This is a genomic window from Dactylosporangium vinaceum (assembly GCF_019904175.1).
In the GTDB taxonomy this organism is placed as follows: Bacteria; Actinomycetota; Actinomycetes; order Mycobacteriales; family Micromonosporaceae; genus Dactylosporangium; species Dactylosporangium vinaceum.
Window position 1 is genome coordinate 9,998,612 of sequence record NZ_CP061913.1, and the last position, 15,555, is coordinate 10,014,166.

Genomic DNA, 15,555 nt, shown 5'->3' on the forward strand with positions numbered 1-15,555 from the left:
CCCGTCATCATGCTGGCCCGGCTCGCCGCCCAGCAGGGCGCCGGGACGGTGATCACCGTGCTGGCGGACGACCCCGCGGCGGCCGTCGACATTCCCGCGTGGTGCCGGATGAAGGGCCATACGTTCGTGGCGACCGAGGGCGATCGCCACACCGTCGAGCTCTAGGCGGCGCGCAGGCGGCGGACCAGCAGGTAGGCCTCGCAGCCCAGGCACAGCCCGAAGAAGCCGTTGAGGAACGCCGCCACCAGGGCGAACGCGGCGAACACGGTGCCGAGGACCGTCGCGCCACCCAGGTAGGCGGCGGCCGCGACAACGGTGAAGACCAGGCCGACAGCCTGGGCGAAGCGGACCGGGGCCGGGTCTTCACGCTCGGCCGGCGGGGCCAGGCGCGGGGCGACCAGATAGCGGTAGACGAGCGCGAACGCGTTCCAGCGCGGGTTGCCGGCCCCGAAGGCGAAGATCACCGCCTGGGCCAGGGCGAGCCAGCCGCTGCCCGTGAGCAGGACGATCACGAAGACGATAGTGGTGAGCACGGCCGCGAACCGGGGGCCGCGGGGATCCAGTCCGGCGGGAGTCGTCATGCGGCCAGGACCTCCGTGACGGTCCGGCGCAGGTCGGCGCGGTCGGGGACGCCGACGGTGCGGCGGGCGATGCGGCCGCCGCGGTCCACGACGAGCAGGGTGGGCAGGCGCCAGATGTCCAGGCCCTTGACCGCGTCCAGGTGCTCATCGGCGTCGACCTCGACGTGCAGTACACCCGAAACGTCTTTGGCGAGGTCGGCGCAGACGGCCCGCACCTGACGGCACGGCGCGCACGTCGCGGAGGTGAAGTGCAGCAGGGTCACCCCGGCGGGCGGCCCGTCGGGCAGCAGGCCGGGCGGCAGATCGCCCCCGGACACGCGGAGGCGACCGTACCGGGCCCGGTGGACCAGGCCGGCGACGGTCGCCGCGGCGAGGACCGCCAGGACCACGTACGTCACGGCGGCAACGATACTCCCAACCCTAGCTAGCCGGTAGGGATAGCCGGGTCACCTTCAAGGCTTCGACAGGCCCACTGCCAGCCCGGAGGCACGAGGTCCGGCTTTCCGGAGCCCGCCGAACGGCCCGCGCGGGGCGGACCCGACCGGCCCGGGTGGCAGTGGCGGGCCGGTCGCGGTCGGCCAGAGCGGCGTCAGGCCGGCAGGTGGTCGCGGATCTCGTCGGCCGCGGCGTCGCCGTAGGTCTCGGCGAGGCGCTTGGTGACCTCGTCGCGCTGGATCGTGTACTCCTGCGGGCCGACGGTCTCCAGGACCAGGGCGGCGATCATCGAGCCGACCTGGGCGGCGCGCTCGAGGCTCAGGCCCCAGGACAGGGCCGCGAAGAAGCCGGAGCGCCAGCCGTCGCCGACGCCTGTGGGATCGACGGTCTGCACGCCGCGGATGGCGGGCACCCGGATCTCGGCGTCGAGGGTGCGGCTGCGGATGACGCAGCCGTCCTTGCCCAGGGTGGTGATCACGAAGCCGACCTTGTCGAGCAGCATCTCGGTGGTCAGGCCGGTCTTGCTCTCGAGGAGCTCCTTCTCGTACTCGTTCGTGAGCAGGTAGGCCGCCCCGTCGACGAGCTTGGCGATCTCCTCGCCCGGCATGATCGCCAGCTGCTGGGAGATGTCCGCGGCGAACGCGATGCCCTCCTGGCGGCACTCCTCCGTGTGGCGGATCATGCCCATCGGGTCGTTCGCACCGATGATGACCAGGTCAAGGCCGCCGACGCGCTCGGCGACCGGGGCGATCTCGATGTTGCGGGCCTCGGACATGGCGCCCGCGTAGAACGAGGCGATCTGGTTCATGTCGTCGTCGGTGGTGCAGACGAACCGGGCGGTGTGCGCGACCTCGCTGACCAGGATCGAGTCGCAGTCGACGCCGTGCCGGGTCAGCCAGCTGCGGTAGTCGGCGAAGTCGGCGCCGACCGCACCCACGAGGATCGGGCGCAGCCCCAGCTGGCCCATGCCGAACGCGATGTTCGCGGCGATCCCGCCCCGGCGGACCGTGAGGTCGTCCACGAGGAACGACAGCGACACCTTGTGCAACTGGTCGGCCAGGAGCTGCTCCGCGAAGCGGCCCGGGAAGTGCATCAGATGGTCGGTCGCGATCGAGCCGGTGACGGCGATCTTCATGGGGGGTCCTCGAAGGTCGGGCGGGCGGTTGAAGAGCCTGGACAGCCTACCTTGGCGCAATTTCTTTGAAAGACGCTGAACGGCCGCCCGGCTGGTGCCCGGCGGCCGTTCAGCGGTGCTCTTTGGCCGGCGCTCATAGTGAAACGCGCGGTGTCATAGTGAAACGCCTGGTGTTCCCGAGACGGCGCGTATTGCGGTGACGCCCGCTGCTGCGGTGAAGCCCGGTGTCCTAGTGGAAGGAGTCGCCGCAGGCGCAGGAGCCCTGGGCGTTGGGGTTGTCGATGGTGAAGCCCTGGGCGTCGATGCGATCGGCGAAGTCGATCGTCGCGCCGGTCAGGTAGGGCACGCTCATGCGGTCGACGACGACCTCGAAGCCGTCGTAGGTGCTGACCTTGTCCCCGTCGAGCGAGCGCTCGTCGAAGAACAGCTGGTAGCGCAGGCCGGAGCAGCCACCCGGCTGCACCGCGACGCGCAGCCGCAGATCGTCCCGGCCTTCCTGCTCGAGCAGGCCCTTCACCTTGATAGCGGCATCCGCGGTGAGGCCGATGCCGGCCGGGTTGTCCGTCTGAACGGGCTCGGCAAGCTGCGAAGCAGTCACGATCAAAGCTCCCTGCGGTGATGTCTACAGTTCCTCAGAGGTCAAACGCCGCGGCCTCCGAGACCATTCCCCACCCATAGTGCCACTACATCTGCTAGCGACTCCACTGCTGCGCCATACGTCGTCCGAGTTCACGCAGTCCGTCGGCCGGCTGCGCCATGGCCTTCGCCACGCTGCCGAAGTGCTCCACCAGCGAATGCGCCTCCGTGACCCCGATGGCCGCCGCCTCGCGGCGCCCGGCGTCGACCCGCCCGGCGACCACCACACATGGCACTCCGAGATCACGTGCGGCGTTTGCCACACCGGCGACGACCTTCCCGCGCAGCGACTGCTCGTCGAACGACCCCTCGCCGGTCACCACCAGGTATGACCGCTCGAGCTCACCGTCGAGCCGGGTCAGCCGCCGCACCAGCCCGATCCCCGACTCGACACGTCCGCCGAGCGCCAGGATCGCCGCCCCGAGCCCTCCGGCCGCCCCGGCCCCGGGCCGTGCGGCGAGCCCGGACGGGCAGCCCGGAATCGTCTCCAGAACCTCCGCGAACCGGGTCAAAGCGGAGTCGAGCAGGAAGACATCCTCCCGGCTGGCGCCCTTCTGCGGCCCGAACACGGCACTGGCCCCGTGCAGCCCCAGCAGCGGGCTGTCGACGTCGGTGGCCGCCACGAGGCGCGCTCCCCGCAGCCGAGGCACGTCCCCCAGCGAGGCGCACGCGGCAAGGGCCGCACCGCCGTAGGGCAGCGCATATCCGGCCGCGTCGAGCGGGGCCGCCCCGAGCGCGGCCAGCAGCCCGGCCCCGCCGTCGTTCGTCGCGCTCCCGCCGAGCCCGATCACGACCTCCCGCGCCCCCGCCTCCACCGCGGCGAGGACGAGCGGCCCGAGCCCGAAGCTCGTGGTGTGTTTCGGATCACGCTCGGACTCGGCGAGCAGATGCAGGCCGCAGGCTTCGGCGCTCTCGACGTACGCGGTCTCGCCGTCGAGCAGCACGTGCCCCTCGACCGGCCGCCCGAGCGGGTCGGAGGTGGCCACCGCGAGCGTCAGGGCCCCGGGCAGCGCGGCCGCGAGCACGGCGGCGAACCCGGGCCCGCCATCGGAGAGCGGCCGCAGCACCAGCTCGTCCGCGGGCCTGCGCTCCCGCCAGCCCTCGGCGAACGCGGAAGCGACGTCCGGGGCGGAGATCGTGCCGGCGAACTTGTCGGGGCACACGAGGACGCGCATCCGGCCATTCTGCCTGCCCGGCTGCGGGAGTGGCCTTCGGGCGGCACACCGATATGTCGGGCGCCTCGCAGCCCGACATATCGGATTTATCGCCTGACCGGGTATCGGCGGGAAATGCCAGGATTCGGAGCGCCCGACATCTCCTGACCGCGGGACGCGGGCCGATCGGCGGTCATCGTGCACGTCACAGTCGTTCGCGTGACGGCGCGTGGGACGATCGTTGTGTGACCTGGGCTGAACCTTCGTCGACCGCTACCGCGCTGCTGCTGTTGGGCCGTGGCACTGACCCCGATACCGAGAAGGGTGTCGAGTGCCCCGGCGACCTGCCCGCCCCGAGCGATCCGGACCTCGTTGAGCGCGCCCGCGCGGCCAAGGCCGCGCTCGGCGACCGCGTCTTCGTGCTGGGGCACCACTACCAGCGGGACGAGGTCATCCAGTTCGCCGACGTGACAGGTGACTCGTTCAAGCTGGCCCGGGAGGCGGCGGCGCGGCCGGACGCCGAGTTCATCGTCTTCTGCGGCGTGCACTTCATGGCCGAGAGCGCCGACATCCTCACCACCGACGCGCAGCGGGTCGTGCTGCCCGACCTGGCCGCCGGGTGCTCGATGGCCGACATGGCGGTGCTGGCGCAGGTCGAGAAGGCGTGGGAGCGATTCGCGTCACTGGGCATCGCCTCCGAGGTGGTGCCGGTCACGTACATGAACTCGTCGGCCGACATCAAGGGGTTCGTCGGGCGCAACGACGGGGTCGTCTGCACCTCGTCCAACGCGGAGACGGCGCTGCGGTGGTCGTTCGAGCAGGGCACCAAGGTGTTCTTCCTGCCGGACCAGCACCTCGGGCGCAACACGGCCGTGCTGAAGATGGGCTTCGAGCTGGCCGACTGCGTGCTCTACGACCCGCACCGGCCGGGCGGCGGGCTGACCGACGAGCAGCTCCGCGGGGCCAAGGTGATCCTGTGGAAGGGCCACTGCTCGGTGCACGGGCGGTTTTCGCTCGACGCGGTCGAGGACGTGCGGGCCCGGGTGCCCGGGGTCAACGTGCTCGTCCACCCGGAGTGCCGCCACGAGGTCGTGACCGCGGCGGACTTCGTGGGGTCGACCGAGTACATCATCCGGGTCATCGATGAGGCCCCGGCCGGCTCGGCGTGGGCCGTCGGCACCGAGCTCAACCTGGTCCGCCGGCTCGCGCTGGCGCACCCGGACAAGCAGATCACGTTCCTGGAGCGCAACGTCTGCTACTGCTCGACGATGAACCGCATCGACCTCCCGCACCTGGTGTGGGCGCTCGAGGAGCTCGTCGCCGGCCGGGTGCCGAACCAGATCACCGTCGACGCCTCGACCGCCCACTACGCGCGGGTGGCGCTCGACCGGATGCTGGCGCTGCCGTAACGCATACCCTGCCATCACCCTCTGTGGTGATCTCTGTCGGAGTCCCGTCTTCGTGCCAGGGCTGACGTGCGGCCGACTTATGCATGCAGTAGATGTGGATATGCTGCGCGGGCGACGCGGTGCGCTTTCCGCGCTCCCGTCACGCTGCGTGCGTCTTTGTTCCGCTGCGTGTCTCTCAGTTCCTGCCTGCAGGAGGGTTTCAGTGACCAACTACGACGCCGGTGACGTCCTCACCGTTCACGGCGGCACGCCGCTCAACGGCGAGCTGCGCGTGCGCGGTGCCAAGAACCTCGTCTCCAAGGCGATGGTCGCCGCGCTGCTCGGTGAGACCCCGAGCCGGCTCTACGACGTCCCGGCGATCCGCGACGTCGAGGTGGTCACCGGCCTGCTCGAGCTGCACGGCGTCAAGGTCACCAACCCGTCGGACGGCGAGTTCGTCTTCGACACCTCCGACGTCGAGTCGGCGAACGTCGACGAGATCAACGTGCACGCCGGCTCCAGCCGCATCCCGATCCTGTTCTGCGGCCCGCTGCTGCACCGCCTCGGCCACGCCTTCATCCCCGACCTCGGCGGCTGCAACATCGGCGGGCGCCCCATCGACTTCCACATCCAGGCCCTGCGGGAGTTCGGCGCCGTCGTCGACAAGTCCGAGAAGGGCATGGACATCACCGCGCCCGACGGGCTCAAGGGGGCCAAGCTCGAGCTGCCGTACCCGTCGGTCGGGGCCACCGAGCAGATCCTGCTCACCGCCGTGCGCGCCGAGGGCGTCACCGAGCTGCGCAACGCGGCCGTCGAGCCGGAGATCATCGACCTCATCTGCGTGCTGCAGAAGATGGGCGCGATCATCAAGGTCCACACGGACCGGGTCATCGAGATCGTGGGTGTGCCCCGCCTCGTCGGCTACAGCCACCGCCCCGTCCCGGACCGGATCGAGGCCGCCAGCTGGGCCGCGGCCGCCCTGGCCACCCGCGGCGACGTGTTCGTCAAGGGCGCGCGCCAGGTCGACATGATGACCTTCCTGAACCTGTACACGACCGTCGGCGGCGCGTTCGAGATCGACGACACCCCCGGCGAGGGCGGCATCCGCTTCTGGCACCCGGGCGGCGAGCTCAAGGCCGTGGCCATGGAGACCGACGTCCACCCCGGGTTCATGACCGACTGGCAGCAGCCGATGGTCGTGGCCCTGACCCAGGCCCGCGGGCTGTCGATCGTCCACGAGACCGTGTACGAGCGGCGCCTCGGCTACACCGCCGCGCTCAACCAGATGGGCGCGACCATCCAGACCTACCGCGAATGCCTGGGCGGCACCCCCTGCCGCTTCGGCCGGCGCAACTTCATGCACTCCGCGGTCATCGCCGGCCCGTCCAAGCTGCACGCGGCCGACCTGGTCATCCCCGACCTGCGGGCCGGCTTCAGCCACCTGATCGCCGCGCTGGCGGCCGAGGGCACCTCCCGCGTCTACGGCGTAAAGCTCATCCAGCGCGGCTACGAGGACTTCGAGGGCAAGCTCAACGCCCTCGGCGCCCACGTCGAACTGGGCTGATCCGAGGGTTTTCGACTGAGAGGTAGCCGACGCTGCTGATCTTCGGCGGTGTCGGCTACCCTTCGTGTCGTGCCCTCGCTGTTTCGCCGCAAGCCAGAAGAGCCCGCCGCCTCGGCCGTCGCTACCGAGCCGGAGCCGGACACGTCAGTCAGGGGCTACACGCCCAGTAAGCGTGAGCTCGGCAAGGCCACCCCGAAGCGCGTGATCTCCGGGCGCCGGCTGCCGGAGCCGCCGGCGGCCAACCGCAAGGAAGCCGCCAAGCGGCTGCGGGAGAAGCAGCGGCAGGAGCGCATCGAGGCGCGCGAGGGCATGGCCAACGGCGAGGAGCGCTACCTGCTCGCCCGCGACAAGGGCCCGGTCCGCAAGCTCGTGCGGGATATCGTCGACTCGCGGCGCACGATCGGGACCTTCTTCTTCGGGACCACGTTCCTGGTCATGCTCGTCGGGTTCAACCGGACGCTGAACCCCAACATCTACTTCGCGGCCAACGCGCTGTTCTTCGTGATGCTGCTGGCCACGCTCGTCGACGGGTTCATGATCTCGCGGACCGTGAAGAAGCTCGTCACGGCCCGGTTCCCGGACGAGACCCACAAGCTGCGCTCGCTCTACCTCTACGCGGTCATGCGCTCGATCTCGTTCCGGTTCATCCGCAACCCCAAGCCCCAGGTCAAGATCGGCCAGGCCATCTGACCCGTCTCGTCCCCGGCAACGTTTCGGCGGCGGCGGTGGCGTCGGGAGGGCTCCAAGCCTTACCCTCCCTTCGCGACCGGACCACGATTTGCGCCTAGTCCGGCAATATCCACGGGCAGGCGCGGGACGGCCGCCGGCGCATGATGTGCGGCGGAGTGGGGCGAGGAGAGCGAAGCTGTGAGCGACGAGTACCCGGGGGAAGAGCCGGGAACCGCCGCGCCCACCTGGGCGGCCGTGCCGACCGTGCCGTGGGGCCGGGTGCCGGAGCAGCGCCGCGACGAGCCCGACCCGCGCCGGGGCCGCCACGCCCCCCGCAAAGGCTCTGAGCAGGGCGGACACGACGCTCGCGAGCGCGGCTACGACCCTCGCGACCGCGACCAGGACCACCGGGAGCATGAACGCGACCCCCGCGGCCGAGGTCCGGAGCCGCACGGCCGTGACGAGCGCCCCCGCGACGACCGGGCGCTCGCCGACCGCGGGCGAAGTGACAGGCATCACGACGAGCGGGGCCGCGAGTACGGCGACCGCGCCTACGACGACCGTCGCCCCCGCGATGATCGACGTGAATACGACGACCGCGGCTTCCGGGATCGCGAATACGATGACCATCGATACGCGGACCGTCGGTACGAGGACCGGCCCGGACGGGACGACTACCGCCACCGCGAGGACCCCCGGGCCCACGCCGACGGCCGCGGCTACGACGATCGGCGGGACCCGCGCGGCTACGAGCGCGACCCTCGCGGGCGCGAGCGCGATCCCCGCGACTTCGACGACCGCCTGCGTGACGACCGCCGGGTGTACGACGACCGGCGCGGCTACGACGACCGCGGGCGCTTCGACGGCCACACCGGCTACGAGGAAGGCTACGAGGACCGCCGCAGCTTCGACGAGTACAGCTACGGGCCGCCGGACGACGGGCCGGACTGGCCGGATCGCTCCGAGCGTTCGGAGCGCACCGAGCGCCGGGAACGGGCCGACCGGCCGGAGCGATCGGATCGGTCCGCCCGGCCGGAGCGTCAGGAGCGGCCGGAGCCGGGCACCGCGTACGGCCGGCCGCGCAGCCGTGCCCTCGACGAGCCCACCGACGAGGTGCCGCGGGTGCGGCGGGACGCGCCCTGGCATCCGCGCAACCCGCAGGGGTACCAGCAGCCGCCCGCCCGCACGTCCGGCCGGGCCAGCGTCGGCGAGCGCGGCGGCGGGGTGTACGGATCGCCCCGGAATGCCCCGGTCTCCGCAGCGCCGGTCAGCAGTGTGCCGGTGAGCAGCGGCCCGCTGTCCGACGCGCCGGTGAGCAGTGCCCCGTTCAGCGACGCTCCGGTCAGCTCCGGACCGGTCGGCTCCGGACCCGTCGGCGAGCGCCCGGAGAACTCGTTCTTCGGGCCGGGGCAAGGGGCGGGGCGAGGACCGGGGCCCGAGCACGGGCCCGCGCACGTGCGGCCCGAGTACGAGGACACCGACCCCTCGCCCGCGCGGCTGGACTACGAGGACGCGCGGCCGGCTCACGCGCGCCCCGACTACGACGACCCGCTGTCCGCGCCGCTCAGCAACGTGCCGGTGAGCAGTGCTCCGCTCAGCGCGCCCCCGCCGCGCAACGCGCCGGTCAGCAGCGCTCCCATGAGCGGGCCGCCGCTGCGCAACGCGCCGGTGAGCAGTGTCCCCATGAGCGGGCCACCCGTGAGCCCGGCCCCCGTGAGCGGTGCGCCGATCAGTGGCGGGCCGGCCGGTGGGGGTATGGACCGGGAGCCGGATACGGGCGAGATCGGTCCGGGCGCTGGCGGTACCCCCAGCAGGGGCATCAAAGTCGAGTTCGTCGAGGTGGCCGACGCTCCCGCGCCCCCGGCTGTCGCCTCCGGCACGGCCATGGGGGCGTACCAGTCGGGGCGGGTCACGGGCGCCGGGGTCGACGGGCTGCAGGCGACCGGATACCTTCCGATCGTGCGGCCGGGGGCCGAGGGGTTCCCGCCCGAGCTCGCGGCCATCGCACCGACCTCGCCGCCCGGACCGCGGGCCGAGCCGGCCGCCGACGAGCGGGGACCCGACCCGGAGCAGGTGCTTGCCACGTTCGTGTGGCGGTTCGACCCCGACACGCTGCGGGAGCAGATCGAGGGCGACGAGGTGACCCAGCTCAACGACATCCGGGACCAGCTCACCGCGAAGCTCAACGGCGTCGCCGACAACCCGACCCGGGCCCGGCTGCTGTCGCTGCGCGCGGTCGTGTCGCGGATTCTCGGCGACCTTCCGAAGGCGTTCGCCGACGGCAAGCTCGCGCTCGCGCACGCCGAGGCGACGGGTGAGCTGCGGCGGATCGCGATCGCCCAGGCCCGGCTGGCCAACGTGCTGCAGTGGCGGGAGGAGTTCGAGGAGGCCGACCGGCTCTACACGCTGGCCAACTCCTCCGAGCTGCCGGACCGGCTGCGGGCCACGATGCACCAGCACTCCGGCAAGTGCTCGTACGACCAGGGCCGGTACATGGAGGCCTGCAACCACTTCGAGCGCGCCCTCGACCTGCGCAAGGAGGAGGACCCGGAGCTCATCGCCCAGACCGAGCTGGCGCTTGACGCGGTGTTCCGGCGGGTCGCCGAGAAGGGCTGGGGGCCGTATCCGCGCAGCCGCGAGGAGATCCTCAAGATCCGCCGGGCCCCCTCCCCCGCGTTCGACGAGCAGACCCAGCGGTGGGGCTACATCGAGACCGACGGCAGCTTCGTGATCGGGCCCGGCTACCTCGACGTGCAGCCGTTCCGCGACGGCGTCGCCTGGGTGCAGCGGCAGGGCGCGCAGACCTGGGAGCTCATCGACGACACCGGCAACGTGCTGATCGAGCCGGCCGCCGGCTACATCGGCGTGGGCAGCTTCTCCGACGGCATCGCCTGGGTGTCGCGCGACGGCACGACCGGCTGGATCGCGATCGACAAGACCAACACGGTGCTGATCGCCGCCGGCTTCGACGACGTGCGACCGTTCCGGCGGGGGGTGGCCGCGGTGCGCCGCGGGCACTACTGGGGTGCCGTCGACGGGGCCGGGCGGGTCGTCGTGCAGTTCCAGTACGACGGGTTCGCCACCGCGCTGCTGGACGGGCGGTACATCGACGGGTTCAGCGACGAGGGGCTCGCCGTGGTGTCGCTGGACGGGCGCAAGGGCGTTGTCGACCGGTCCGGGCGGGTGCTGGTGCCGCCGGTGCACCACACGATCATGATCCACCCGGTGGCGTTCCTGTTCGTCGACGACGCGCAGCGCTGGGGTGCGCTGGACCGGCGCGGGCGCACGATCATCCAGGCGACGTTCGCCAGCCGGACCGGGGTCACCGACGAGATCGACAGGCTGCTGGCCGACACCCGCCCGGTCATGTAGGCGGTTCCCGGCATAGGGTCGAGGCCATGGAGTTTCGACACCTCGGCCGTTCCGGACTGCTCGTCAGCGAGATCTCGTACGGCAACTGGATCACCCACGGCTCGCAGGTCGAGGCGGAGCAGGCCACCGCATGTGTGCACGCCGCCCTCGACCTCGGCATCACGACATTCGACACGGCCGACGTCTACGCGGGCACGCGCGCCGAGGTGGTGCTCGGTGACGCGCTGAAGGGCCAGAACCGCGACGGCCTGGAGATCTTCACCAAGGTCTTCTGGCGCACCGGGCCCGGCCGCAACGACAGCGGCCTGTCGCGCAAGCACATCATGAAGTCGATCGACGGCTCGCTGCGCCGGCTGCAGACCGATCACGTGGACCTGTACCAGGCCCACCGGTACGACGTGCACACGCCGCTCGAGGAGACCATGGAGGCGTTCGCCGACGTGGTGCGCTCCGGCAAGGCGCTGTACATCGGCGTCTCGGAGTGGCGGGCCGACCAGATCCGGGCCGCCGCCGCGCTGGCCAAGGAGCTGCACATCCAGCTGGTGTCCAACCAGCCGCAGTACTCCGCGCTGTACCGGGTCATCGAGGCCGAGGTCATCCCGGCCTCGGAGGAGCTCGGCATCGGCCAGGTCGTGTTCTCGCCGCTCGCGCAGGGGGTGCTGACCGGCAAGTACAAGCCGGGTCAGGCGCCGCCGGCCGGCTCGCGGGCAACCGACGAGAAGTCCGGCAAGGGCTTCATCTCCCGGTTCATGCGCGACGACGTGCTGGAGACGGTGCAGCAGCTGCGCCCGCTGGCCGACCAGGCCGGGCTCTCGATGGCCCAGCTCGGGCTGGCCTGGGTGCTGGCGAACCCGAACGTCTCGTCGGCGATCGTCGGCGCCACCCGGCCCGAGCAGCTCGAGGACAACGCGAAGGCGTCGGGCGTGAAGCTGGACGCGGAGCTGATCAAGCGCATCGACGAGATCGTGGAGCCGATCGCCCAGCGGGACCCCGAGCTGACCCAGAGCCCCGCCGAGCGGCCGTAGGTTTTCTCAGCGGTCCCAGAAGCGGAAGAGCTCGTAGCCGACGGCGGCCTGGTAGGAGGGCAGTCCTATCAGGTCGCCGATCCAGTACACGACGCTGAAGAACCAGCCGTTGATCCGCGGCGACCACAGCAGCGCGATGAGGATCAGCATGCCCCAGGGCGCCACGTGGTTGAAGCCGCGCTGCCACTGCGGCGACAGCCACGGGTAGAGCAGGTTGCCGCCGTCGACGCCGGGCATCGGCACGAAGTTGAGCACACTGGCCGTGAGCTGCAGGAACGCGAGGAACGCCAGCGCCGCGAAGAACGTCTGGTGCTCACCGGAGTCCAGGCCGAACGTGAACGGCAGCACCAGCAGGATCGCCAGCACCAGGTTCATCGCCGGGCCGGCGAAGCTGATCAGGCTGTCGACGAACCGGCTGCGGATCGCGCCGTGGTTGACCCACACCGCCCCGCCCGGCAGGCCGATGCCGCCGATGAGCACGAACACCAGCGGCAGCACGATCGACAGCAGCGGGTGGCTGTACTTCAGCGGGTTGAGCGTCAGGTAGCCGCGGTGGGCGATGTCATCGTCGCCGCCCTTGAAGGCGACCAACGCGTGCGAGTACTCGTGCAGGCAGAGCGAGATCGTCCAGCCCGCGGCGACGAAGAGGAACACGTTGAACCGCGCGTCGCCGTAGTCGGCCCAGGCCATCCACCCGCTCACCGCCAGCAGTGCCAGCAGCCCGAGGAAGATCGCACTGGGCCGGAACGCCTCGCGGGGAAGCCGGCCGACCGAGCTGCCGTAGCGCCCGTAGGACACCGTCAGCCCCCAGCCGGCAGCAGGCTCATCTTGTATTCCGTGCGGTCGTCCTCGGCGAGGATCGCCGTCGCCGCGCCCTTGGTGACCAGGTCACGCCAGGTCTGCCCGAGCCACGACTCCGCGTCGGACTGGCTGGAAAACGCCTCGTTCGGGCCATCGACGGGCCTGCCCTCCGCGTCTTCGAACTGCCATGTCCACGCCATGGTCACACTCCTGTCCCAGGTAGAAGACTTCGAGCGTATCGGCCCCGTGGCCCTGAGCCGAGTCGGGCCACCGGTGTCCCTCTAAAGTACGGGGCATGCGGTTGCTGGTGCTCGGAGGAATCCGGTCCGGGAAGTCGGAAGTGGCGGAGGCGCTCGTGGCCGGCTCGGGCCGGGTGCGGTATGTCGCGACCGCGCGGGAAAGCGCGTCGGACGACGCCTGGAACGCGCGCATCGCCGCGCACAGGTCCCGCCGGCCGGAGACATGGACCACCGAGGAGGCCGGCTCCTCCCCCGAGCGCCTGGCCGAGCTGCTGACCGGGGCTAAGGCCGACGACACGATCCTCGTCGACGACCTCGGCAACTGGCTGAGCTCGGCCTACGACGCCGGCGGCGACTGGTCCGAGGGCGCGATCGGGGCGCTGGCCGACGCGGTGCGCTCCTGCGACGCCGGGCTGCTGGTCCTGGTCGGCCCCGAGGTCGGTCTCGGCGTGCTGCCGGCGACCGCGGCCGGCCGGGCGTTCGCCGACGCCAGCGGGCTGCTCAACCAGCGCGTGGCCGCGGCCTGCGACGGCGTGGCACTGGTCGTGGCCGGTGAGGTGTCGTGGCTGCGCGGCGGGCCCGGCCCGGCTGTGCAGCAGCCCGCCGCGGCCGTCGAGCCCACTCCGGCGGTCGCCGCCGAGCCGTTCGTGTTCGAGGCGGCCGGCGCCGGTTCGGTGCTGTCGACCGCCGACGGTGGCGACACGCTCTCGTTCTCGCCCGGCATGGAACTGCCGCTGCCCGACGAGTCGGCGGCCCACGAGGCGGCCGAGCGGCTGCTCACGCTCCGGCTCAACGGTGCCGGGCTGGGCGCGCTGGTGCCGATCGTGCGCTTCGCCGGCGGTGTGCAGGGCCGGCCCGATCCCCGGCCGTTTCAGCAGCCTCGGGTGCTGGTGCTGCGCGGCGACCGGACCGGTGGGTTCGCGGCCGGCGACTCGGCCGAGGCCGCCGACCGCCGCCTCGACGAGGTCGTGGAGGGCACCGGCACCCTGGCCATGCTGGCCGCGACGGCCGGCGCCAGCGTCCAGGCCATCGACTGCCCGTCGGCCGGTCCGGCCGAGGAGCACGACGCGATCGACGACGCCACCGTCGACTCGGCGCTGACCCTGGGCTGGCGGCTCGCCGACGCCGCCGCCAACGAGGGCGTCGACGTGCTGGTGCTGGGCTCCTGTGGCGCCGGCTCGGACGCCGCCGCGACCGCCATCGTCGCCGTGCTCACCGGGGCCGAGCCGGCCGCGCTGCTCGGCCGGGTGGTCGACTCGACCGGCTTCGTCGACGACGCCGCCTGGATCCGCAAGATCGGCGCCATCCGCGACGCGCGCCACCGCATCCGCACCCGCAGCCGCGACCCGCACGTCATGCTCTCGATGCTCGGCGGCGGCGACATCGCCGTGGCGACGGGCATCGTCCTGGGCGCCTCGTCCCGCCGCCTGCCCCTCATGATCGACGGCCCGGTCGCGATCGCCGCCGCCCTTGTCGCCCGCGACTACGGCGCCCAGACCCGACACTGGCTGCTGATGCCCGACCACGGCGACAACCCGACGGTGAAGCTGGCCGCCGACGTCCTCGGCACCGCACCGTTCCTGTCGCTGAAGCTGGCCCTGGGCGAGGGCGCGACCGCCCTGGCCGCCCTGCCCCTGGTGAACACCGCCCTGACGATCGCCGCCGCCACGCCGCTGCGCGCCGCTGTGCCGAGCACCCCCGAGGGCCTCGGTGAGCAGGAACACATCGAGGCGGAGATCCAGCGGGTGGTGGCGGACTCGCCGACGGCCGAGATGCCGTACGTGAAGCCGTCGTGGGAGGACTGAGGCTCGCGCTTTCGCTGTTCACGGTCCTGCCGGTGCGCGCCGACCGGTTCGACCGGCCGACGGCCCGGGTGGCGATGCTCCTGGCCCCGCTGGCCGGAGGGCTGCTGGGCCTGATCCTGGCGCTGGCCGCCGGGGGTCTCGTCCGGCTGGGCGCGGCGCCGCTGCTGGGCGCGGCGGTGCTCGTCGCGCTCGCGCTGCTGCTGACCCGCGGGCTGCACATCGACGGGCTGGCCGATACGGCGGACGGGCTGGGCTCGTACGCCGATGCCGGCAAGGCCCTCGAGATCATGAAAAAGTCCGACATCGGGCCGTTCGGGGTGGCCGCGATCGCCGCGGTCCTGCTCGTCGACGCCGCGGCCGCCACCTCGCTCGTCGGCGCCGTGTCGGGGGCTCTGGTCCTCGCCTTCGCGGCGGGCCGGCTGGGCGCCACGGTGGCCTGCCGGCGGGGCCTGGCGGCGGCCCGCCCCGAGGGCCTGGGGGCGCTGGTGGCCGATCTGGTGCCCGGATGGGCGCTGGCGGTGGTCGCGGCGCTCCTGGCGGCGCTGGGGGCGCTCGTCGACCTCTGGCGGGGGCCGTTGGCCGTCGTGGCCGCGGTCGCCGTCGCGTGGGCGCTCACCGCCCATGCCCGGCGCCGCCTGGGCGGCCTGACCGGCGACGTGATCGGGGCGTCGATCGAGCTCGCGACGGCGGCCGCGCTGATCGTGCTGGCCACCTGAGCAACGCCGGCGGCCGGACCGGAGGCTGCGGCGAG

The 15,555-nt window shown here is 72.1% G+C and carries 15 protein-coding genes; 8 read left to right on the top strand and 7 right to left on the bottom strand.

Annotated elements, in window-relative coordinates; translation table 11 throughout:
• Positions 1–9 precede the first annotated feature (9 nt).
• Positions 10–165, top strand: a complete 156-nt coding sequence (locus Dvina_RS44830; RefSeq protein WP_223106073.1) for a sulfurtransferase TusA family protein — start codon at positions 10–12, stop codon at positions 163–165.
• Here Dvina_RS44830 and Dvina_RS44835 read toward each other — a convergent pair.
• The 5 genes from Dvina_RS44835 to Dvina_RS44855 form a co-directional block, all read right to left on the bottom strand.
• Entirely contained in the window at positions 162–581 is a 420-nt protein-coding gene (locus tag Dvina_RS44835) for a DUF4395 domain-containing protein (RefSeq protein ID WP_223097224.1), read from the bottom strand. The two genes, Dvina_RS44830 and Dvina_RS44835, sit on opposite strands and share 4 nt — an antisense overlap.
• Positions 578–979 (bottom strand): TlpA family protein disulfide reductase, encoded by a 402-nt coding sequence (locus Dvina_RS44840; protein ID WP_246655733.1) that lies wholly within the window; start codon positions 977–979, stop codon positions 578–580. Before Dvina_RS44840 ends, Dvina_RS44835 begins: the two co-directional genes overlap by 4 nt.
• A gap of 191 nt (positions 980–1,170) precedes the next feature.
• Positions 1,171–2,151, bottom strand: coding sequence for a carbohydrate kinase family protein (locus Dvina_RS44845; protein ID WP_223097226.1), 981 nt, complete (start codon positions 2,149–2,151; stop codon positions 1,171–1,173).
• 229 nt (positions 2,152–2,380) lie between these two features.
• A complete protein-coding gene (locus Dvina_RS44850; RefSeq protein WP_223097228.1) occupies positions 2,381–2,749 on the bottom strand; it encodes a HesB/IscA family protein in 369 nt (122 codons plus the stop codon).
• A gap of 94 nt (positions 2,750–2,843) precedes the next feature.
• Entirely contained in the window at positions 2,844–3,962 is a 1,119-nt protein-coding gene (locus Dvina_RS44855; protein WP_223097230.1) for a glycerate kinase family protein, read from the bottom strand.
• 224 nt (positions 3,963–4,186) lie between these two features.
• Here Dvina_RS44855 and nadA point away from each other — a divergent pair, with 224 nt between their 5' ends.
• The 5 genes from nadA (at position 4,187) to Dvina_RS44880 (ending at position 11,959) form a co-directional block, all read left to right on the top strand.
• Positions 4,187–5,350, top strand: a complete 1,164-nt coding sequence (nadA, locus tag Dvina_RS44860; protein ID WP_246655734.1) for a quinolinate synthase NadA — start codon at positions 4,187–4,189, stop codon at positions 5,348–5,350.
• 202 nt (positions 5,351–5,552) lie between these two features.
• Positions 5,553–6,893, top strand: coding sequence for a UDP-N-acetylglucosamine 1-carboxyvinyltransferase (gene murA, locus Dvina_RS44865; protein WP_246655735.1), 1,341 nt, complete (start codon positions 5,553–5,555; stop codon positions 6,891–6,893).
• Positions 6,894–6,962: 69 nt separating this feature from the next.
• A complete protein-coding gene (locus Dvina_RS44870) occupies positions 6,963–7,583 on the top strand; it encodes a DUF3043 domain-containing protein (protein WP_223097234.1) in 621 nt (206 codons plus the stop codon).
• 177 nt (positions 7,584–7,760) lie between these two features.
• Positions 7,761–10,934: a WG repeat-containing protein gene (locus Dvina_RS54905; protein WP_246655736.1), complete on the top strand. Its 3,174-nt coding sequence runs from the start codon at positions 7,761–7,763 to the stop codon at positions 10,932–10,934.
• Between the two features lie 26 nt (positions 10,935–10,960).
• Positions 10,961–11,959: an aldo/keto reductase family protein gene (locus tag Dvina_RS44880; protein ID WP_223097236.1), complete on the top strand. Its 999-nt coding sequence runs from the start codon at positions 10,961–10,963 to the stop codon at positions 11,957–11,959.
• Positions 11,960–11,965: 6 nt separating this feature from the next.
• Here the strand turns inward: Dvina_RS44880 and Dvina_RS44885 are convergent, their stop codons facing one another.
• Positions 11,966–12,757, bottom strand: coding sequence for a site-2 protease family protein (locus Dvina_RS44885; protein ID WP_223097238.1), 792 nt, complete (start codon positions 12,755–12,757; stop codon positions 11,966–11,968).
• 2 nt (positions 12,758–12,759) lie between these two features.
• Positions 12,760–12,960, bottom strand: coding sequence for a hypothetical protein (locus Dvina_RS44890; RefSeq protein WP_223097240.1), 201 nt, complete (start codon positions 12,958–12,960; stop codon positions 12,760–12,762).
• Between the two features lie 95 nt (positions 12,961–13,055).
• Between Dvina_RS44890 and Dvina_RS44895 the strand changes: the two genes are divergently transcribed.
• A complete protein-coding gene (locus tag Dvina_RS44895) occupies positions 13,056–14,804 on the top strand; it encodes a bifunctional adenosylcobinamide kinase/adenosylcobinamide-phosphate guanylyltransferase (RefSeq protein ID WP_223097242.1) in 1,749 nt (582 codons plus the stop codon).
• Complete coding sequence (gene cobS, locus Dvina_RS44900) at positions 14,792–15,520, top strand: adenosylcobinamide-GDP ribazoletransferase (protein ID WP_223097244.1); 729 nt, start codon at positions 14,792–14,794, stop codon at positions 15,518–15,520. Before Dvina_RS44895 ends, cobS begins: the two co-directional genes overlap by 13 nt.
• Positions 15,521–15,555 lie beyond the last annotated feature (35 nt).

Bases quoted from the DNA above. Each gene is read 5' to 3' on its own strand.
- Dvina_RS44880 (WP_223097236.1), top strand. From the start codon at position 10,961: ATGGAGTTTCGACACCTCGGCCGTTCCGGACTGCTCGTCAGCGAGATC.
- Dvina_RS44835 (WP_223097224.1), bottom strand. From the start codon at position 581: ATGACGACTCCCGCCGGACTGGATCCCCGCGGCCCCCGGTTCGCGGCC.
- Dvina_RS44895 (WP_223097242.1), top strand. From the start codon at position 13,056: ATGCGGTTGCTGGTGCTCGGAGGAATCCGGTCCGGGAAGTCGGAAGTG.
- Dvina_RS44830 (WP_223106073.1), top strand. From the start codon at position 10: ATGCTGGCCCGGCTCGCCGCCCAGCAGGGCGCCGGGACGGTGATCACC.
- Dvina_RS44890 (WP_223097240.1), bottom strand. From the start codon at position 12,960: ATGGCGTGGACATGGCAGTTCGAAGACGCGGAGGGCAGGCCCGTCGAT.
- Dvina_RS44855 (WP_223097230.1), bottom strand. From the start codon at position 3,962: ATGCGCGTCCTCGTGTGCCCCGACAAGTTCGCCGGCACGATCTCCGCC.
- Dvina_RS44845 (WP_223097226.1), bottom strand. From the start codon at position 2,151: ATGAAGATCGCCGTCACCGGCTCGATCGCGACCGACCATCTGATGCAC.